This is a genomic window from Brevibacillus laterosporus (assembly GCF_030489605.1).
Taxonomy (GTDB): domain Bacteria; phylum Bacillota; class Bacilli; order Brevibacillales; family Brevibacillaceae; genus Brevibacillus_B; species Brevibacillus_B laterosporus_E.
Map to the genome: position 1 here is coordinate 220,223 of NZ_JAUKFY010000004.1, position 18,865 is coordinate 239,087.

Sequence of the window (18,865 nt, forward strand, 5' to 3'; positions counted from 1 at the left end):
GTCCAAACATATAACATCTCTTACCCAAGAAGAAATACCTCAGCATAGATAAAGTCATTTCGTTTCAAAGTTGGATTCAAGATGGTTCTGGATCCACTATTAACGGGGCATCTTACATGCTGAACCAGATATGGCATAAATTATCAAGCAGTAGATAACGGTACTACGATACATATTGCTTATCTATCCTTTTTTGTACTGCAATCCTCATTTCTATACCTCTAGAGAGCTACCTCCATGCCATTACGTGGAAACGTCATACAAAATTCTTTTCATATAGCTTCTGCAAGCAACAAGGAAGGATACCATCTGCATAGTGACATAGATGCCGATAACAGTGAATGAATAAAACCAACTAGATAACATAAGAAGGTTATCCAATGCCTTCATCGCAACCAATGCGTGGAGAATCCCAACTATGCATGGCATGAAAAAAATAACGGCAACCTGCGTGAAGACAATTTTCCGAATTTCATCCTGGGTTAAGCCGATACGGGACAAAGCCTGAAATTGTGTCTGGTCCTCCTGTAGTTCTGTAAACAGTTTAAAATAAATGATGCTGCTGGATGCAATGAAAAACAGCAAGTTGATGAAAATGCCGATAAACATCGTCAATGAGATTACTTCCCTTGCATTATCGTATTGTGTTTTTATATCGTGATATTGCACGGCTAGCGTTAATATGTAAATTGCACTTGTAACCGTTAAAATAACCGCACTCAAAATTGATACAATAAACAACATCCGCGCATTATCTTGCATCTTGTGGCCGATTTGAGCGAGTATGATCATATTCGTACGATTATAGTAAATGTCAACACGCTTCTGAATAAAATCCAGCAGCATTACACATACCTGTGTAAAAAAAAGATATGTACCGATTATGACTGTAAGCAGGATAAGTGGCACGAAAAGGTCAAAGCGGGCTTCGTTTAGCACAAGCGCCATACTATAAGCGGCTCCTAAACATACGATCCCAAGTAAGGTCAGCCATGGGGAATAGATAAGCTGCCCCTTCGTTTTTTGTGAAGCCGTAAGTAAATCAAGAATTTCTGTACGTCCCATCCGTAGCGCTATCCAAAGAGAAATGGTTGTGAATAATACAAAAAAGACCCCTAGCGTTAGCCACACCGCACCAAGCGGAACGGTAAACACAATCGGATTTTTTAAATTAAGCAGAGCGGCAAGCGCCATAAAGAACAGCTTGCTAAACAAAATACCTAATCCGATGCCTATCCCGATTGCTAATACCGCAAGAATTGTATTTTCATAAATAATGAGCTTGCGAAGTTGCATTCGGGTCATCCCAAAAAGCGAAAACAAACCGAATTCCTGCTTTCTCGTCTTAAGAAACGCCAAATTGGCATAAAGCACAAATAAAAATGAAAAAATTACGATAACATATTCACAAAACGCCATGCCCTTTTTGACTTTTTCCGCTTCTATAATATGGCCGTTCACCACATCAGGATGAGCTAGAAATGCAGCATATATGTAGAAGATCATCACGGAAAATACACAGCTCATAAAAAACGCGCTGTATGACCGCCAGTTGCCTTGGACATTGCTAAATGCGAGTGAACGGAACGTCATAGCAACCCCCTCCTAGCACGCTTAGCGAGTCCAATATTTGCTGGAAAAACGCTTGTCGATTCGAACCTCGTCGTATTTCTGTGAAAAGCTTTCCATCTTTAATGAACACAATACGCTGGCAATAGCTCGCTGAGAAGGGATCGTGTGTTACCATGAGTACAGTCGCCTTCAACCGTTCGTTCATCTCCTTTAGCGCTTCCATCACGGCCTTTGCCGCTTTTGAATCAAGGTTACCGGTCAGTTCATCGGCGAGCACTAATGACGGCTCATGAATCAGGGCACGCGCAATAGCCGCACGCTGTTTCTGTCCACCCGACACCTCATATGTGCGTTTATCCAATAGTTTAGTAATTTGTAGCCATTCAGCAAGAGGATTTAATCTCTGCTCAATCAGATGAGCAGCCATGCCTTCCAAGACGAGGGGTAAAATAATGTTGTCCTTGATCGACAGCGTGTCAAGCAAGTTGAAATCCTGAAAAACAAAGCCAAGCTCGCGCCTTCTGAACAGTGCTAGCTCCTTATCACTCAATTTACTGGGGGTAACACCATTAATTTCGATTTGGCCGAACGTAGGGCGGTCAATTGTCGCAAGCAGATTAAGTAGCGTCGTCTTTCCACTTCCCGATGGTCCCATAATCCCCACAAATTCCCCAGCCTCTACACATAAGTCAATATCCTTTAAGGCCTGATGAATAACATTTCCTTTAGAACTGTATAGTTTACCAAGCCCTTGTGCTTTAAGAACGTTCATCGGCTCCTCCTGATTGTAAGTCTGTATATGCTCTCATACGATCGATTTTCCTTTCAATATCCTGATGGAACCTTACAATGTTGTCACGAAGCGCCTGTCTTCTGCTACCTTTCACTGAGGATATGAATACCGCGCGGTTCAAAAGTGACTGTAAACGTCGTTCCGACACTCAGCTCCGATTCTACAAGCAGACCATGTCCAAGCCGATTGCAAACCTGTTTCGCTATATATAATCCCATTCCTGTCGACTCACCTGCAATACGTCCATTTTCTCCAGTGAAAAAGGGGTCAAATATCCTCGGCATATCATGCGGCGCAATTCCCGCCCCTTCATCTGTTATGCTTAATTTGCTGCCTTTGTCCATATTCGATTCTAAGTGGAAAACCAGCCGCTTCTCACCCAGCTTACTTTTACTATATTTGATCGCATTACTGACGAATTGATTCAACACAACCATCATCCACTTCTCATCCGTTTCCACCCATAACTCGCCATCGATCTGTGGAAATATGGAATAACGTATGCACAAACGTTTGTGTGCATTGATAACGGTCCGAATCAGTTCATGGAGCGGTATTTTTTTGATGTGGAGGTCGATTTCGAATTTATCGAGACGTGCTGTGTACAACATCATTTCCAATCCCCTTGTCATCCGCTCCGCTTCCTCCTGCATGCTGACAACAAGCTTTTTCTGCCCTTCTTTCGTAGAAGGCATTTCCTGCAAAGCTTCTTGTGCGAGTAAATCGATAATCGATACAGGTGTCTTCATTTGATGTACCCATTGCAATACAAAGTGATTGTGAAGCTCCTGTTGACGACGATATTTGCCTAATTCATTCAGATAGGCGTTATGCTGCTTCTCCAATAAGCGAGCGACAAGCCTCTGCTCCCTCGTTGCCATAGACTGCACAATAGCTACGGCCTGTAACTCATCAGCTCGTTCAATCGCGATCCCAATTTGCTTGTAATAACCTTTTTGGCGAATATAGTCAACAATCATCCACAATAAAATAAAGAATAAAGCAAGCATCACAAAATAATAAATGGTTCCCATATCAATTAGATCAGGGTAGCTTTTCTTTTCCAACAGCATGAATCCAACACCAAGTCCGACAATAAGCACACATAAAAACATATAAACTAATCGATCACGAAAAAATACAGCAACTGATAGTCCTTCCATTAATTTGACTCCTCCCGCTCATCATTGAGGATCAGCTTATAACCTTGGCCACGAACCGTCTCAATCGCTTTCGGCATCCCAATCTCCTCCAGTTTTTTTCGGAGCCTCGTCACATTGACAGTTAACGTATTGTTATCAACAAACTGTACATCGTCCCACAATGCCTCTAATAGCTGATCGCGTGAAACGACTTGCCCAAGTTGCTGTATGAAGCATTTTGCCAATAAATGTTCGTTTTTCGTAAGCTCAACCTTTCGATTCTGCCACATCAGCTCATTCCGGCTAAGATTCAAACGTAAGCCTTGCACATTCAGCTCCGCCTCAGGAATGGTAAGACTTGTCCCAGTGGCGTATTCCCCGTAAACTCTTCTTAGTACTCCTTTCACCTTGGCTATCAGAAGATCCAAATGAATGGGCTTTGTAATATAATCATCGCCGCCGTTCTCTATTGCCATCACCTGATCCATCTCACCCTCTCGTGCCGATATGAACAGGATCGGCATACTCGATCGCGTACGAATTTGCCTGCACCAATAATAGCCGTCAAAGTACGGCAAGTTAATATCAAGCAGTACCAAATGGGGGGCATACGCCTCTAGCTCTGCCATTATTTCACGAAACTGCAATGCACACGAGGCTTCAAATCCATATTTCTCCATACATCTTTTCAAAACAGCCCCTATTTTTTCATCGTCTTCCACAATAAAAATGCGATACATATGTTCCTCCTAAAAATTTTTCTAGTCTAAACTAAGAATGTAGAGAAACTAACCATTTATTTGCACTCATTTTTATATTGTAGAGAAAAACCAAAAGTTTTCAAAATCTATTCTTGAAAAAAGGCAGTTAGTTGACAGGTATTCATTTTCTCCTCTTCCTCAAGGAAAATCTCCGACTTTTACATCTTGTTTCTCGATATGTAAAAAATCGAGTGAGGAAAACCCAAAAGACTTCTCCACACCCTGATCACTCCGAATATCATGATAGAGAGGGCGATATGTCTTCAGACAGTTTTTTATTTTTCGGAAAAAAGCCAGTGAATAATAACACAACAAGCCAGGCCATTATCAGAAGAAAATTTATTTTGTTGCCTAAATCTAACTTTAGAACGCTCCATTCATAGGAAGCACAAAACAAGATCGTGCCGGTAAGCAAGAGCAAGAACGTTCTGATCCCTATCCTACCGTAAGGCTTCTTCTCATGTTTGATGATGAAGACTCTCCTTCCGCTTTTCAACCTGACGGCAAACAACAGCAAGTATCCCCCCAGTGCTACTCCAATGACAACAGATATCACTGAGTTGTTTTTTCTCTTTTCGGTAAAAAAGAAATATCCTGCGGGCAACGTTCCAGTTTCGAATTCAATCCAAGCATGATAAATATCCTGTCTTAGATCTATGCCATTCTCGCTATTTGTAAGGATGACCAACCCATCCTGTGTCTCGGGAATCAAACCATAAAAAGAATGCCAGCCCCGATTATCACCAGAGTGATAAATCAATGTGCGTTGATTAGACAACTTCTTCACAAATACACCCAAACCATTCTCAGACAGTACTGGCTTTTGCATCTCCTCTACCCGTTCGCTTTTGATGACATCATGTCCTTTGCTTTTACTGTTGTTTGCCTCCATACTCGCTACGATTAATGTCATCATATCGGTTGTATTGGTTTTGAGACCCGCAGCAGCCTGTTCGGGGAACTGATAATTCGGGAGCTCTTGTCCAAAATATCCGTAGGGTTTGGACAGCTTGGAATCTATGGGAACCTGCCGAAACGAACTAGCTTTCATTCCAAGTGGCTCCATAACTTGTTCCTTCATATAACGGTCAAAAGGCATACCTGTCACTTCTTCGATAACGAGCTGTAATATGGAATATCCACCTCCAGAGTACACCACTGCTGCACCCGGCTTCCCAGTAATTTTCACTGGTTCATTGAATAAGCTTTTTTTTGACAAAGACTCCTCTATAGGATAAAGACGACTCTCTGGCGATACGCCGAGATATCCCTGATGAGGGGATAATCCTGCGGTATGGCTTAACAATCGCCTTATCGTAACTTCATCATGATTAAATTTTGAAGCGGGTAATTGCCAGCGTGTCAAATACTTTCCAACAGGATCATCGAGTGATAACAATCCTTTGTCTGCAAGGTGCAGGATTCCCCACGATGTTAGGCTCTTGGATATAGAACCAGCCTGAAATAAGGTGTTATCGCTTAGCGGTATCTTTTTCTTTTTATCTGCATAACCATAGTTGAGCTTATATGCGATACGCCCCTGATGAACGATGCCGATCGCAACCCCTGGTACACCATATCTCTCCTGCCATTTCGGCACTTGTTCATCCAGCTTTTGCTTGAAATTCTCCACACTCTTACTGGATGACTTAGCCATATGAGCCGGATTCCCTGATGTTGCAATCGCACCCTGTGAAAAGATCAATTCAATTATGATCCCCAGTAAAATAACTAGACATACGATACTTTTAAAAATCGAAGCTACTCTCCGTCTACTCTTCATCTGTGCCACTCCTATTTGTTGACTATTTACTTGTACCATTTAAGAGTATCTCATTTAAGGAACTCTCTTTCGATCGATCTTCCTTTCATAATTCGGCCTTCTTCCTTACAATGTTGTCACAACCTGATTATCTGTCTTACAAAGTTGTCACAAATCTGCTCTACTCCCTCTTCAGGTAGGTTTTTCAAATAAAAAAGTACACCACTCCATAAATAAGCGGTGTACTTTTTACTATCATGCACAAAATGGTAGACAAGTTTTTACATGTAATAGCCTCATGTACTACCACATGTCCTACATATTATAGAATTAGAGTGGTTTTTCCCGTTTACGGCAAAGAAATCAAGTCCAACAGCTTCTTGTTACGAGCTTTACGTTCGCTTTCTTCTGCGAAGTCGTATTTTTTAAGCGCATGAAACAGTTCGTTCAAAGTCGATTGAGGCAGTTCTTTTTGTAAAAATACATGGATCTGCTCTGCCAATGCTTTGGGTAAATAAGCCTGTTGATCCGCCCATTTTTGTAGGACATCCGCCTGACTGTGATCCAGCTTGCATTCCCCCATTTTCATTACCTCCTTTTTATTTTCCTATCCTTACCTTAACCTGTTTTCGCCCAAGCTTCCATCTTTTTGGGCGCAAAAACTTCATCTCTTCAATAACCATCCACCCATTTTTGACATATTGATATAGGGCAGAGACAAAGGAGGGTGATATAACATGTCAAGTATCTTTGGTGGTAATGGTTGTGGCGATTTCTCTTGTATCCTAGTGTTGTTTATTCTTTTGGTGATTATCAGTTGCTGCTTCGATGGTTGCAATTCTCGCTGCTAAGCACTGAGACACCCGAACAGGAAATGGTCTACCTCTTATAGAAGCTAGCATATCACGGCGGACTAATATCCATCACTAATTCTAAACAGTTATGAATCTTTCCATTTCCTAGGTGAGTTAGATCACCATCTCAATATGTGATTTACAGCGACGTAAAAAGACGCCACAATAAAGGCGTCTTTTTACATATTTACTGAATTAATTTGTTCTCTTACAACCTTTCATTTTGACGCAGCTCTATCCTTCTGATTTTACCGGAAGTAGTTTTGGGCAACTCGCTGACAAACTGAATTTTACGCGGATATTTATATGGGGCGGTCAAGCTTTTTACATGCTCCTGTAATTTTGTGATTAATTCATCAGACGCTTCTACCCCTTGTTTTAATACAATAAAGGCTTTTACAACCTGTCCGCGATCAGGATCTGGACTAGCTACGGCTGCGCATTCTGCAACTGCTTCATGCTTTACTAACGCATCCTCAACCTCAAACGGTCCAATCGTATAGCCAGACGAAATAATGATGTCATCAGAACGCCCCTCAAACCAAATATAGCCATCCTCGTCCTGACGTCCTTGATCCCCCGTTACATACCAGTCGCCCCGAAACGCTCGCTGCGTCCGTATAGAATCATTCAAATACCCTTTAAATAAAGCAATCATTTTGCGATCGACTGCAATATCTCCCACTTTTCCTGTTTCCAATTCATTACCTTCCTCGTCAATAATCGCGATTCCCACCGCTGGAGAAGGTCGTCCCATTGAGCCTGGACGCGGTTCCATACCAATAAATGTACCTACCAGCAAAGTATTTTCCGTTTGCCCGTATCCGTCTCGTACAGTCAGGTTGAAAGTCCTGCGAAACGTATCAATCACTTCACGATTTAAAGGCTCACCGGCTGAACAAGCGGAGCGCAAAGCGTTCATTTTATAATTCGCCAAATCGGGCATTTTCGCTATCAGCCTGTATTCCGTCGGAGTGGCACACATAACTGAAATGGGATATTTTTGTAGCAGGGATAAATAGGTCTCAGGTCTAAATTTCCCTTTATAGACAAACGCGGTTGCACCCTTGCCTAAAGTTGATACAAAAGGACTCCATATCCATTTTGCCCATCCAGGGCTTGCTGTGGCCCATACCAGATCATTTTCTTGAACGTCAAGCCAATATGTAGCTGCGACAGCTAAATGAGCGAACGGCCAACCGTGAACATGCATAACACCTTTAGGCCCACCAGTCGTACCTGATGTGTAAGATAGGAAGGCAAGCTCATCCGATCCTGTCGCTACGCTCTCAGCTTCTTCTGCTGCACCGACTAGGATATCCGTTAACTCCTGCCATCCCTTCCTATGCTCTCCGACGGAAATAAAACAAGTTAGTGACTCACATTCATCTCGAATACCATCAATTTCAGATAGCAGCTCCTTTGTAGCAATAATTGCTTTCGCCTTTGCATGGTTAACACGGTACGCAATATCCTTCCCCCTTAGCATTTCAGAGCCGGGTATCACGACAGCGCCCATTTTTATCAAAGCTAAATAAATACCATACGCTTCTATCCCACGCGGGACTAACACAAGCACTTTATCACAGCAAGCAATTCCACAGCCTAGGAAAGCGTTGACAAGCTTATTCATATAAATGCGTAATTGCTCATAGGTAAGGATTTCTTCCTTTTCATCTTCTGAGACAATCACAAGTGCAGCTTTTTGCGGATGAAGAAGAGCATATCTCTCTACTTCAGATGCAAAGTTATACAGTGGCGGAATCTCAACCATTCCATGTTCTCTCAGCTTATCTGTTGACATGATAAATCCCTCCCTTAGATGTAACTGTTATTTAATAAGAAATTCTATTTATTTTCTGAAAATTCCTTTTTCTGAGACAAATATGTAAATATCCTGTTTGATTGCATAAATATTAATCATCTGCTATGATTTGTTCGTGTTTTTTGCAACATGGAGGGAACATCAATGACAACAAAAAAATGGGGAGCTTGGATGCTAACCGCCATTGTGGTAGGTAACATGGTAGGCTCAGGAATCTTTATGCTACCGGGTGCCTTAGCAAGAATAGCTAGCCCCTTGGCAGTCACCTTAGCATGGTTGCTTACCGGGTTTGGAGTCTTATTAATTGGGCTCGTCTTTGGTAATTTAGCAATTCGTCGGCCTGATCTGACTGCCGGTCCACAAAGTTATGCCTCTGCCTTATTTCGAAATCCAAGACGGGGGAAAGTATTCGGTTTTACAATTGCTTGGGGTTACTGGGTGGCGAATTGGTCAGGAAATGTAGCGATCATCACAACATTTGCCGGATATCTTTCCACCTTTTTCCCTATCATGAAACAAACTAATGTTTTATTTCAAATTGGCTCTTTTCCGGTTGAGACGGGGAAACTCATCACCTTTTTAGTTTGTACGATTTATCTATGGGGGACACATTTCATTTTATGCCGCAACACTCTGGTAGCCGGTAGACTTAACTTCATGGCAACAGCTACAAAAGTGGTCGGATTTGTCTTTTTCATGGTTGCTGCTCTTTCTATTTTTCAATGGTCCATGATGGGTTCGTTCTATTATCCAATGTCTGAAGCTGGTTCTGCAGTAGAGCATGGATTGCTTGAGCAAGTCAATCTAGCCGCTATTTCAACGCTATGGGCATTTGTAGGAATCGAGTCTGCCTCCATTTTATCATCTCGAGCTCGCTCCCAGCGAGATGTAAAAATAGCTACGATTCTTGGATTAGTAATTGTTGTCTGTATATATGTATTAATTACATTACTGACCATGGGAGTGCTCCCTGTCGAAGCACTCCGTCATTCAGATAAACCGTTAGCAGATGCACTGGTTGCTATTATGGGACCTTCCGGGGGCATTGCCTTAGCACTTCTAGCGATTTTTTCCCTGGTTGGAACAACGATTGGCTGGATTTTAGTAGGTTCGGAGGTATCCTATCAAGCGGCACAAGCAGGGATGTTCCCTAAAATCTTTGAAAAAACGAATCAGCATGGAAGCCCGGCTCAAGCCTTATTGATTACTAATTTTTGCACACAGCTCTTTGTTTTTTCTACCATTTCCAATACAATCGCAGGAGCATTTACCTTTGTCATCACGGTAGCAACTCTTGCTTATCTGATTCCGTATATCGTATCTGCCCTCTTTCAGCTGAAGCTGGTGTATACGGGGGAAACCTATCGTGCCGGTGAAGCACGGACTAGGTTATTGGATGGTTGCATTGGAATTTTAGCAACGCTCTATTCCATGTGGGTGATTAAAACAGGGATTGCCGATTTAGAAACCCTTTTACTTGGGATAGGACTTTTCTTTAGCGCTATTTTGATCTATCCTTTCGCTTTTAAGAAAGCCGTTTGATACAGTCCGAACAACAGCTCAAGACGTAATCGTTATATAGAAAAAAGCAGGAAGGAGTTTGTGCTCCTTGCCTGCTTTTTCTGATTATCCTCTCATGTTCCATTCGCTGCCCTCGATAGTAGTTGCCTTATTCTTTTTCCTCTGGATAAATCCACTCTTCTGGTTCACGAATAATAGACAGCTCATTAAAGGCTCGATAATATGCAACATAGCTTTTATTCGCTTTTTGATATTCGACCTGATAGATTGTGTTACCCTTATTACTTTTGTCAAACGGGCTTTTTTCCAGTGGTATGACAGTGGCAGAAGTAAGCTGCCCGCCTCGCTGGGCTATCGTCTGCTTGATTGTATCTATGTTCGCGTCTTTTACTTGTCTAAATCCGAGGAATGCCGCGATAACTGCTAGTACGCTTACAACCAAAAATCCGATGATCAGCAGTTTCGATTTCTTTGTACTGTCCATCCGGTTCCTCCTTGCGACTAAGCTTGTGCGTTTGCTTTTGCCGCTTCCTTCGCATCTATATATACCTTATCAATAGTACCGCCGCCCAAACATTCTTCTCCTTGATAAAAGACAACTGCTTGTCCAGGAGTTACTGCTTTTTGTGGCTCTGCAAACTCGACCTTGTAGGTATCTTTTTCTATCCGACAAACCGTAACCTGCTGATCCGGTTGACGATAGCGGAATTTAGCCATGCAGGTGAATACTTCCTCTTTTGGTTCATCACTTACCCACTTCACTTGCTCAGCAATCAGATGCGATGAGTATAGCCAAGGATGGTTAGAGCCTTGTCCGACAATGAGAACATTTCTGTCTAAATCCTTGTCAACAACAAACCATGGTAGTCCTTCTCCTGCTCCTCCACCAATGCCAAGTCCTTGCCGTTGTCCTAATGTGTAGTACATTAAGCCATCGTGGTTACCGATAACCTTGCCATCCGTAGTCTCAATCTTACCCGGTCTTGCAGGCAGATAGTTTTGGAGGAACTCACGGAAATTACGTTCTCCAATAAAGCAGATGCCTGTGCTGTCTTTTTTCTTAGCTGTAGCAAGACCTGCTCGATCAGCAATTTCACGCACTTGTTTTTTTGGCAAATGACCAATCGGAAACAAGGTTTTAGCTAATTGCTTCTGGCCCAATTGATTCAAAAAGTAGGTCTGATCTTTATTCTCGTCAACGCCTCTTAGCAATTTGTATTCACCATCACGTAGTTCCACACGCGCATAGTGACCTGTTGCTACATAGTCAGCACCCAAGTCCATGACCTTGTTCAAGAATTCACCGAACTTAATTTCTCGGTTACACATTACATCTGGATTAGGTGTTCGTCCACTTTTATATTCATCTAAAAAATAAGAGAATACCTTCTCCATATATTCCTTCTCAAAATTAACTGTATAGTAAGGTATACCGATTTGGTCACATACACGGCGCACATCATGATAATCCTCTTCTGCTGTGCAATGACCAAATTCATCCGTATCGTCCCAGTTCTTCATGAAGATGCCGATTACGTCGTAGCCTTGTTCTTTGAGAAGCAAAGCGGTCACGGAAGAGTCAACCCCACCGGACATCCCGACAACGACACGTGTATCTTCAGGTTTTTTCATGTTAAATCTCCTCTCTGCACCAACAAACTTCCTACTTCCATCATAACTGATATTCACAATAAGAACGATTGAAAATAAGATTATTATACTAAAAATAAAAAGGAAAGGGAAATGATATACATCTAACACGGAATTCTATATAAAAAGACCGCAGTACGCTTGGTACTAACGGTCACTCTTATTACACAAAAGGGATATATCTTCTTATTGCAGCTCGTCTTCAATCTCGGAGTTGAAAGAGTCGATACTGTTTTCACGACGAGCGTTTTTATTTTGTAGATCCGAACGCTCTTTATTGGAAATTTCGTCTCCATGTGCTTGCAGGTAATCCTTTGTCTCACTAATATTTTGCTTTGTGTTTTCAATCATTTGTTTTAGCTTTGCAACATTGTCGGAACGATCGTCTGGTTTCGCCATGGATTTTCTCCTCCTAAATAAATTGCTGGTATCATATATTTTTTTCCAAAAAGGAGAAATTATGCATAGCAACAGGAAAATAACATTCCACTTGCCCATCTGTTTTTTTAGTCTTAAAGCGCCAGACATTCGAATTTCAGACGTCCTACTTTGTTCTGTAATCACTCTCATAGCCATTACTCTCATAACCGGATTGCCATTGGTTTTCATCATAGGAGGTCTGAAACCTCTGTAATGGCATAGATCCAGCTAATCTTATCTAAGTTAACTAAACAGATTCGTTGGCTGCCTGTACCCAGGACAAGCGCCTTTCATTTGCTAGACTATAGTTATAATAATATAAACAATTGGCTCCCTCTTCTGCCGCAGCTTTTACCCTCTCTATCAAAGCTCCCTTTGTTTTCGTTCGTTGATGATGCAAAGAAAGCGCAACACCAATCTCCTGTTTGGGATCATGTAGTTGTAGATTTTGAACTCCGTATCGAAGGGAGTCAGTCTGGTCACCATACATTAAAGGAACAAATCGATCGACATAGGACCCAAAATTACGTAACGACACTCCCTCTAAAAATGACTGGTTTACAGAGAACGGTGTCGAGGATGGAATGTAATCTATTTTTACCTGATAACGTCCTGCGATTTCATGCAAGCTAGCAATCAGGTCCGTAGTGATTTGTTCCCGAGATTGTTGATAGGCGTACAATTCAGGATAAGAGAGCATCAGATAAGCAATTTGGCTACCTTCTTCTGGGAGCGGTCCGTAATCTTTGGATAGCATCGGTTGTAGCAAGCGTTTGGACAATTCTTGTACAGCATCTCCATCAATGCCTCTTTCCCTCGCAATTCGTTTACATGCTGGACAGAAGCAAAGCGAAAGTAACCATTGAGCCGCTTCACCTACGTGCAACAAATTTATCTCATGATGGCCGCCATGCTTCATCATCATAAAAGAAGCTGCTTCTACCGTAATCCGTTCTGGTTGAACCTGAATTAACGTATCCTCAAATAAAGCCTCGATATATTCCTTTACGTCTGGCTGAGCTGGACATAAGCTGTATGTAAATCGATCCTTCCATACATTTTGAACACATAATTCAGGAAATTGGGTACCTATTGCAGAATTATGCACCCCTACCCACCAGGTATGAAAGTGCATATTTTGCTTCTGACAGGCTTCCCTCATCCGTGAAAACAACTCCTCCTTCGCTAACGAGCGATGTACGACTGGCTGAATTCGACCATAGCGTGTCGGGTCGGGCCTAAAAAATACCCCTCCGTGTGGCACTTGTAGAAACTGCTCTGTTTGGGATTGAAAAAACCGTCCCTGATGGTAGCTGCTATTTAGTACCACCGTATCGCATCCGATTCTTTGCATATCAGATAAGATACGCTCTGTTCCGATTTCATAAACCGTCCATGCATACATAAACATCCCTTTTTGGATTGAAGCAGCCATCCTGCACCCCCCATTTCGCCGGTGTTCTTCCTCTTGATCTTGAAAAAGTATTTATACAGATTCATGTTGTCTCTAGTAGATTAACTGCCTTTTGAAGATATTTTCATCAGGATCAAATATGTTGGTTGTTTTTCCGCACTGTCATTCAGCAGAGCAATGCCGTACCCCATTACACCCTGCTCCCATGACCGCTTCTCTATTTACCATATGCAAGTCCCCCTCTCTTCTTTCATTGTAAAAGAGAATCTCTTATCAGAAAACGATTTAATCGAATTTTCACAAAACATTTGCATCTGTTACTAGATGGATATATGATTATCCATCCTAACAGGAATCACCGCTTTCATTTTTCTCCGCCGCTTGCTTACGATAGCAATGACAGTCTACAACGTGATCATTTACCATTCCAACAGCCTGCATAAAGGCATAACAGATTGTAGAACCTACAAACTTAAACCCACGCTTCTTCAGATCCTTACTTAGCCTGTCACTAATTTCTGTGGTTACCGGAACGTCTTGTAGACTAGAAGGATGATTTTGGATAGGATTTCCGCCTACAAATGACCATATGTATGTGCTAAACGATCCAAAATCATTTACAACATCAAAATAAGCCTTGGCATTGGTAATAACAGCTTGTATTTTAAGCTTATTTCTTACAATCCCTTCATTATTCATTAGCTCTGCTGTTTTCTTGTCATCGTAGGCAATAATTTTAGACGGCTCGAATTGATCAAAGGCTAGACGATAATTCTCTCTCTTTTTTAAAATGGTGTACCAGCTAAGTCCTGCCTGAGCCCCTTCCAAATTTAAATATTCAAAGAGTAACCGATCATCATAGACTGGGACGCCCCATTCTTTGTCATGATAATCAATATACAAAGGGTCTTGATTTACCCAACCGCATCTATTCATCTGCTTTACCTCCTTATTATAAAATAACGAACAAACGTTCCTTTTGTGTAAACCTATCATATCGAAAGTTAAATCTGTAAGCAAGATTTAATGTTAAAAAGCACCCTTGCTCAAGATTTGCAAAGGTGCTTTTCCTAATAAATGAATCTACCACATTGTTCCTACTCAACGACTGCAATCGCTTCAATCTCAACTAATGCACCTTTAGGCAAGGCAGCAACTTGTACGCAGCTGCGTGCAGGAGCTTCTTGTTGGAAATATGTATGATAAGCCTCATTCACTTTAGCAAAGTCGTTCAAATCCTGAACGAATACAGTTGTTTTTACCACCTTCGCTAAGCTTGTCCCCGCTTCTTCTAAGATAGCCTGCAAATTTTTCATCGCTTGATGGGTCTGCTCTTCCACTGTTTCAAACAGGTCTGCCGTACCTGGCTTAAACCCTAATTGACCCGAAGTATACACCATGCCATTTACTTTAATCGCTTGTGAGTATGGTCCGATAGCTTGAGGTGCTTTTTCGGTGTGAATAACTTGTCTGTTCATAATTGATCCTCCCCTAGATTTTCTTCTCTTTGCTTATTCTGCTACGTTCCCCGCTATATTAAGTACATCCCATGTTCGTGAAAACGGTGGAGAGTAGCATAGATCAAGCATTCCTAACTCTTGGGTTGTCATCTTGTTGTAAATAGCCGCTGCAAGCACATCAACTCGCAGGACAGCTCCTTGTTTCCCAATGATTTGTCCACCAAGAATGACCTTTGTCTCTGCATCATAAATCAGTTTAACATGAATGTCTACCTGACCAGGATAATAATTGGACTGATTTTTGTCTCGAATCAGGATGGTGTTATAGGAGAGCCCTAGCTCCTTTGCCTCCTTTTCTGAGAGTCCTGTACGCCCCGCTTCCAAATCTAGTACCTTTATGCAGGCAGAACCTAATGTTCCTGAAAAATGACTGGTAAGACCCACTAGATTCTCTCCTACAATCCGCCCTAGCTTATTAGCTGTGGTAGCTAACGGAATGTAGACTTCTTGTTTTTTGACCAAATGATAGACCGTTGCACAATCCCCAGCGGCATAAACATCCGGAAGAGAGATCTCTCCATGCCCATTAATGACAAGCGCGCCATTTTCCAGCATACTAATCCCTGTATCTGTAAGAAACTCCGTGTTCGGACGCACACCAGTAGCTATCACTACAAGATCAGCCGGATATTGACCTTGATCCGTTATAACACCCTCTACCTCTACTTCTCCGGCAAAACCCTGCACACGCTCCTTTGTATGTAAAAGTACACCTTTCCGTAGAATTTCATCAGTCATGATATCGGTGATTTCTTCATCAAATGTTTCAGGAAGAACTCGGCTATCTGCTTGAAACAATCTCACCTCTTTCCCTACATGCAGCATAGCTTCCACGACCTCCATTCCAATATAGCCCCCGCCGATAACCACTACTTGCTTGTATTCGGGCCTCACGACTTTTTCTTTTAGCGCTACACCGTCCTGCATACTTTTCAGCGTGAAAATGTTCACAAGATCTTTGTTATCAAACGGTGGCATAACCGCAGACGCTCCTGTAGCAATCATAATCTTGTCATATTGATCATCAAACTCCTGACCCGTTATGAAAGACTTTACTCGGATGGTTTTTGACTGTGGATCTAATTCCGTCACCTGATGCTTCGTGTGTACTATAATTCCCGATTCGGCAAATTTCTCCTTCGTACGGGCAATCATTTGATTAGGGTTCTCAAAAAAATCTCCTACATAATAGGGTAGACCACATGCGCCAAATGATACCTCCTCGGTCATTTCATAGACGACAATCTCTGCATCTGCATCGATTCGTTTTGCTTTCGCTGCTGCACTCATACCGGCTGCAACTCCACCAATAATGATAATTTTCATCCACAGCTCTCCTTTTGTGTGTTATAGATTCTTTATCCAGGCTCAGAGGGATTCTATCAGCTAGCATTGCCACCTAAGGCTGAGTGCATCCATGTATTTCTTTGTTCATCTCTCTGGTAAGATGAATTTTTTAAAATACTGAAATAAAAAGTGCTATACTAAAAAATAATAAATAAGAAAACGAGGGGAATTTTTTTGAAAAATTATCAAACCTTGTTATTTGATGTAGATGATACACTCTTAGACTTTGGTGCAGCAGAACGCTCAGCCCTACAATTACTTTTTAAGGATCAAAACCTTCTTTTAACGCCTGAGATGGAAGCACATTATCAGCACATAAATCAGGGTCTATGGAGAGCCTTTGAGGAGGGGAAACTAGATCGAGATGGGGTCATAAACACACGTTTTTCCATTCTATTCAAGGAATATGATCAAGAGGTGGATGGAGTCTTATTGGAGAAGAACTATCGCAGCTACTTAGAAGAGGGGCACCAGCTTATTAATGGAGCCTTGGAATTGATCACAAAGCTTCACAAGCATTACGACTTGTATATTGTTACAAATGGTGTTTCCAAGACTCAATATAGACGCTTACGTGATAGCGGATTATATCCACTCTTTAAGGGTATTTATGTTTCGGAGGACACTGGATTTCAGAAGCCCATGAAAGAATATTTTGATTATGTCTTTGCCAAAATTCCTAATTTTTCTGCAGAAAAAAGCTTACTTATCGGGGATTCTTTACACGCAGATATTAAAGGCGGACAGCTAGCCGGCCTGGACACATGCTGGTTCAATCCCGACATGAAGCCAAATCAAACTGAATTTGTGCCAACCTATCAAATCCAGAGGCTTGAAGAACTATGTCACATCGTAAAAATCGACTCGGTCATTCTCTAACTTTCATTTGAAACGAAATCTCTATACAATAAAAAACCTATCATGCAATCTATATCTTGTCACATTGACCATCTTAATAGATTACATGATAGGACCTATTATTTCTTTTGCTTCTTAACCATCATCTCCAGCATCAGCTCATCCATTTTGCCTGAACCTTCATTGCCTAGTCGGCAGAAGTTGTCGATTGTTTTTTCTAAGCCATCATCAATAATTCCATTTGTTCCAGGTACTCCGATTCCCTGTGACGCTAACAAGGCAGATTGTACGGCTGCACCAGTACAAGTAGACACTTTCATTGCACAGCCTGCTTTTGCCCCATCACAAAGCATGCCTGTTACATTCCCAATCGTATTTTGAATGGCAAAAGAAATTTGATTTAGATTACCACCAAGTAGATACGTAATCGCCGCAGCCGCGCTAGCTCCCGCAACCGTTACTCCGCATAATGCAGATAATCTGCCAAATTTTGATTTAATCCAAATAGCTAATAAATGGCTAAAGGTAACGGCTCGAATCATCTGTTCATCGGATGATCCCAATTTATCTGCAACCGCAACCACTGGCATCGTTACGGAAATTCCCTGATTCCCACTGCCTGAATTGGACATAACAGGCAGCATAATCCCGGCCATCCTTGCATCTGAACCTGCGGCTGTTACTGACATGGCATGAGTAATTAAGTCATCGGACAATAATCCCTTGGCAACATTATCCTTGAGGATTTTCCCGACCTGCAAGCCGTAGTTGTTTTTTAATCCCTCAGTGCAGATTGCTCGGTTTAGCTCAATGCTTTGCTTAACGAGAGTCAGCTCATCAAGAGGCACTTCCATAACAAATTGATGGATACTATCCAGCGTCAGGGTTTCACATATGTCTTTTTCTTGCCTGCCCAGCTCATGATAGTAGTCGCATTCCTTTTCAAATAAAGTAGCCCCATTTACTTCAATCCGTCTGATTTCTGTATGCATATCTTCTATGATTACTTTGGCATAATCATAGGACGAGTGGACAGTTACTTCAATATATAGCTTTTTGGGCGTGTCGGCTAACTGAATCGTGACATTGCCAGCTTCAACGAATTCAAGTGCCTGTTGTTCAGATTCGGGCCCTACATTCTTCAACACTTCTAGCTTTCGTTCAGGATCGCCTGCCAGAGCACCCAATGCAGACACAAAATCGATCCCGGTTTGCTGCATGCCAGGTATTCCAACTGCCATAGCATTTTTCATCACATTAGCACTAATTGTTACATCAATAGAGGTAATGGCGGCTTCCAGATAACTTTTGGCGACAGAGGCTGCCCAAGCAATAGCTACAGGCTCCGTACACCCAAGAGCAACAACCAATTCTTTTTCTAACAGCTGTACAATCTTTTTGCTCATATCTTTCATAGCCGTCTTCC

The 18,865-nt window shown here is 41.9% G+C and carries 18 protein-coding genes; 3 read left to right on the forward strand and 15 right to left on the reverse strand.

The features are described from left to right. Positions 1–243 precede the first annotated feature (243 nt). The 6 genes from QZ995_RS06350 to QZ995_RS06375 form a co-directional block, all read right to left on the reverse strand. Positions 244–1,593: an FtsX-like permease family protein gene (locus QZ995_RS06350; RefSeq protein WP_301804516.1), complete on the reverse strand. Its 1,350-nt coding sequence runs from the start codon at positions 1,591–1,593 to the stop codon at positions 244–246. After that, complete coding sequence (locus QZ995_RS06355; RefSeq protein WP_301804519.1) at positions 1,568–2,344, reverse strand: ABC transporter ATP-binding protein; 777 nt, start codon at positions 2,342–2,344, stop codon at positions 1,568–1,570. Before QZ995_RS06355 ends, QZ995_RS06350 begins: the two co-directional genes overlap by 26 nt. A 104-nt stretch (positions 2,345–2,448) precedes the next feature. Further along, positions 2,449–3,528, reverse strand: coding sequence for a sensor histidine kinase (locus tag QZ995_RS06360; protein ID WP_301804520.1), 1,080 nt, complete (start codon positions 3,526–3,528; stop codon positions 2,449–2,451). Further along, entirely contained in the window at positions 3,528–4,247 is a 720-nt protein-coding gene (locus QZ995_RS06365) for a response regulator transcription factor (protein ID WP_301804523.1), read from the reverse strand. The genes QZ995_RS06360 and QZ995_RS06365 overlap by 1 nt, the downstream gene beginning before the upstream one ends. Before the next feature lie 259 nt (positions 4,248–4,506). Beyond that, positions 4,507–6,051: a serine hydrolase domain-containing protein gene (locus QZ995_RS06370; protein ID WP_301804525.1), complete on the reverse strand. Its 1,545-nt coding sequence runs from the start codon at positions 6,049–6,051 to the stop codon at positions 4,507–4,509. Positions 6,052–6,379: 328 nt separating this feature from the next. Beyond that, positions 6,380–6,613, reverse strand: coding sequence for a hypothetical protein (locus QZ995_RS06375; protein ID WP_301804528.1), 234 nt, complete (start codon positions 6,611–6,613; stop codon positions 6,380–6,382). Positions 6,614–6,767: 154 nt separating this feature from the next. On the opposite strand from QZ995_RS06375, the gene QZ995_RS06380 reads away from it, so the two are divergent. Then, positions 6,768–6,881, forward strand: coding sequence for a YjcZ family sporulation protein (locus QZ995_RS06380; protein ID WP_212930944.1), 114 nt, complete (start codon positions 6,768–6,770; stop codon positions 6,879–6,881). A gap of 211 nt (positions 6,882–7,092) precedes the next feature. Here the strand turns inward: QZ995_RS06380 and QZ995_RS06385 are convergent, their stop codons facing one another. Next, a complete protein-coding gene (locus QZ995_RS06385; protein ID WP_301804534.1) occupies positions 7,093–8,688 on the reverse strand; it encodes an acyl-CoA synthetase in 1,596 nt (531 codons plus the stop codon). A 165-nt stretch (positions 8,689–8,853) separates the two neighbouring features. Here QZ995_RS06385 and QZ995_RS06390 point away from each other — a divergent pair, with 165 nt between their 5' ends. After that, the gene (locus QZ995_RS06390) at positions 8,854–10,251 is read left to right on the forward strand and encodes an amino acid permease (protein WP_301804537.1); all 1,398 of its coding nucleotides are present in this window, start codon (positions 8,854–8,856) and stop codon (positions 10,249–10,251) included. 127 nt (positions 10,252–10,378) lie between these two features. Here the strand turns inward: QZ995_RS06390 and QZ995_RS06395 are convergent, their stop codons facing one another. From QZ995_RS06395 to QZ995_RS06425, 7 genes are all read right to left on the reverse strand, one after another. Continuing rightward, the gene (locus QZ995_RS06395) at positions 10,379–10,714 is read right to left on the reverse strand and encodes a hypothetical protein (protein ID WP_301804540.1); all 336 of its coding nucleotides are present in this window, start codon (positions 10,712–10,714) and stop codon (positions 10,379–10,381) included. A 17-nt stretch (positions 10,715–10,731) separates the two neighbouring features. Further along, positions 10,732–11,862, reverse strand: coding sequence for a tRNA 2-thiouridine(34) synthase MnmA (gene mnmA / locus QZ995_RS06400; protein WP_301804543.1), 1,131 nt, complete (start codon positions 11,860–11,862; stop codon positions 10,732–10,734). A gap of 204 nt (positions 11,863–12,066) precedes the next feature. Then, positions 12,067–12,279: a small acid-soluble spore protein Tlp gene (tlp, locus tag QZ995_RS06405; RefSeq protein WP_301804545.1), complete on the reverse strand. Its 213-nt coding sequence runs from the start codon at positions 12,277–12,279 to the stop codon at positions 12,067–12,069. A gap of 268 nt (positions 12,280–12,547) precedes the next feature. After that, a complete protein-coding gene (locus QZ995_RS06410) occupies positions 12,548–13,735 on the reverse strand; it encodes a hypothetical protein (RefSeq protein ID WP_301804548.1) in 1,188 nt (395 codons plus the stop codon). Positions 13,736–14,059: 324 nt separating this feature from the next. Beyond that, positions 14,060–14,650 (reverse strand): DNA-3-methyladenine glycosylase I, encoded by a 591-nt coding sequence (locus QZ995_RS06415; RefSeq protein ID WP_301804552.1) that lies wholly within the window; start codon positions 14,648–14,650, stop codon positions 14,060–14,062. A 161-nt stretch (positions 14,651–14,811) separates the two neighbouring features. Further along, positions 14,812–15,192: a RidA family protein gene (locus QZ995_RS06420; RefSeq protein ID WP_301804553.1), complete on the reverse strand. Its 381-nt coding sequence runs from the start codon at positions 15,190–15,192 to the stop codon at positions 14,812–14,814. A gap of 33 nt (positions 15,193–15,225) precedes the next feature. Beyond that, positions 15,226–16,560 (reverse strand): CoA-disulfide reductase, encoded by a 1,335-nt coding sequence (locus QZ995_RS06425; RefSeq protein ID WP_301804557.1) that lies wholly within the window; start codon positions 16,558–16,560, stop codon positions 15,226–15,228. A gap of 195 nt (positions 16,561–16,755) precedes the next feature. On the opposite strand from QZ995_RS06425, the gene QZ995_RS06430 reads away from it, so the two are divergent. Continuing rightward, a complete protein-coding gene (locus QZ995_RS06430) occupies positions 16,756–17,460 on the forward strand; it encodes a YjjG family noncanonical pyrimidine nucleotidase (RefSeq protein WP_301804560.1) in 705 nt (234 codons plus the stop codon). 98 nt (positions 17,461–17,558) lie between these two features. Here QZ995_RS06430 and QZ995_RS06435 read toward each other — a convergent pair whose 3' ends face one another. Continuing rightward, positions 17,559–18,854 carry a serine dehydratase subunit alpha family protein gene (locus tag QZ995_RS06435; protein ID WP_301804561.1) on the reverse strand — a complete coding sequence of 432 codons (1,296 nt, stop codon included), beginning with the start codon at positions 18,852–18,854 and terminating at the stop codon, positions 17,559–17,561. Positions 18,855–18,865 lie beyond the last annotated feature (11 nt).

Excerpts from the sequence above, each read along its gene's own strand:
- QZ995_RS06415 (WP_301804552.1), bottom strand. The coding sequence starts at position 14,650 with ATGAATAGATGCGGTTGGGTAAATCAAGACCCTTTGTATATTGATTAT.
- mnmA (WP_301804543.1), bottom strand. The coding sequence starts at position 11,862 with ATGAAAAAACCTGAAGATACACGTGTCGTTGTCGGGATGTCCGGTGGG.
- QZ995_RS06380 (WP_212930944.1), top strand. The coding sequence starts at position 6,768 with ATGTCAAGTATCTTTGGTGGTAATGGTTGTGGCGATTTCTCTTGTATC.
- QZ995_RS06435 (WP_301804561.1), bottom strand. The coding sequence starts at position 18,854 with ATGAAAGATATGAGCAAAAAGATTGTACAGCTGTTAGAAAAAGAATTG.
- QZ995_RS06370 (WP_301804525.1), bottom strand. The coding sequence starts at position 6,051 with ATGAAGAGTAGACGGAGAGTAGCTTCGATTTTTAAAAGTATCGTATGT.
- QZ995_RS06350 (WP_301804516.1), bottom strand. The coding sequence starts at position 1,593 with ATGACGTTCCGTTCACTCGCATTTAGCAATGTCCAAGGCAACTGGCGG.
- QZ995_RS06420 (WP_301804553.1), bottom strand. The coding sequence starts at position 15,192 with ATGAACAGACAAGTTATTCACACCGAAAAAGCACCTCAAGCTATCGGA.
- QZ995_RS06360 (WP_301804520.1), bottom strand. The coding sequence starts at position 3,528 with ATGGAAGGACTATCAGTTGCTGTATTTTTTCGTGATCGATTAGTTTAT.
- QZ995_RS06425 (WP_301804557.1), bottom strand. The coding sequence starts at position 16,560 with ATGAAAATTATCATTATTGGTGGAGTTGCAGCCGGTATGAGTGCAGCA.
- QZ995_RS06385 (WP_301804534.1), bottom strand. The coding sequence starts at position 8,688 with ATGTCAACAGATAAGCTGAGAGAACATGGAATGGTTGAGATTCCGCCA.
- QZ995_RS06390 (WP_301804537.1), top strand. The coding sequence starts at position 8,854 with ATGACAACAAAAAAATGGGGAGCTTGGATGCTAACCGCCATTGTGGTA.
- tlp (WP_301804545.1), bottom strand. The coding sequence starts at position 12,279 with ATGGCGAAACCAGACGATCGTTCCGACAATGTTGCAAAGCTAAAACAA.
- QZ995_RS06375 (WP_301804528.1), bottom strand. The coding sequence starts at position 6,613 with ATGGGGGAATGCAAGCTGGATCACAGTCAGGCGGATGTCCTACAAAAA.
- QZ995_RS06365 (WP_301804523.1), bottom strand. The coding sequence starts at position 4,247 with ATGTATCGCATTTTTATTGTGGAAGACGATGAAAAAATAGGGGCTGTT.
- QZ995_RS06355 (WP_301804519.1), bottom strand. The coding sequence starts at position 2,344 with ATGAACGTTCTTAAAGCACAAGGGCTTGGTAAACTATACAGTTCTAAA.
- QZ995_RS06410 (WP_301804548.1), bottom strand. The coding sequence starts at position 13,735 with ATGGCTGCTTCAATCCAAAAAGGGATGTTTATGTATGCATGGACGGTT.
- QZ995_RS06395 (WP_301804540.1), bottom strand. The coding sequence starts at position 10,714 with ATGGACAGTACAAAGAAATCGAAACTGCTGATCATCGGATTTTTGGTT.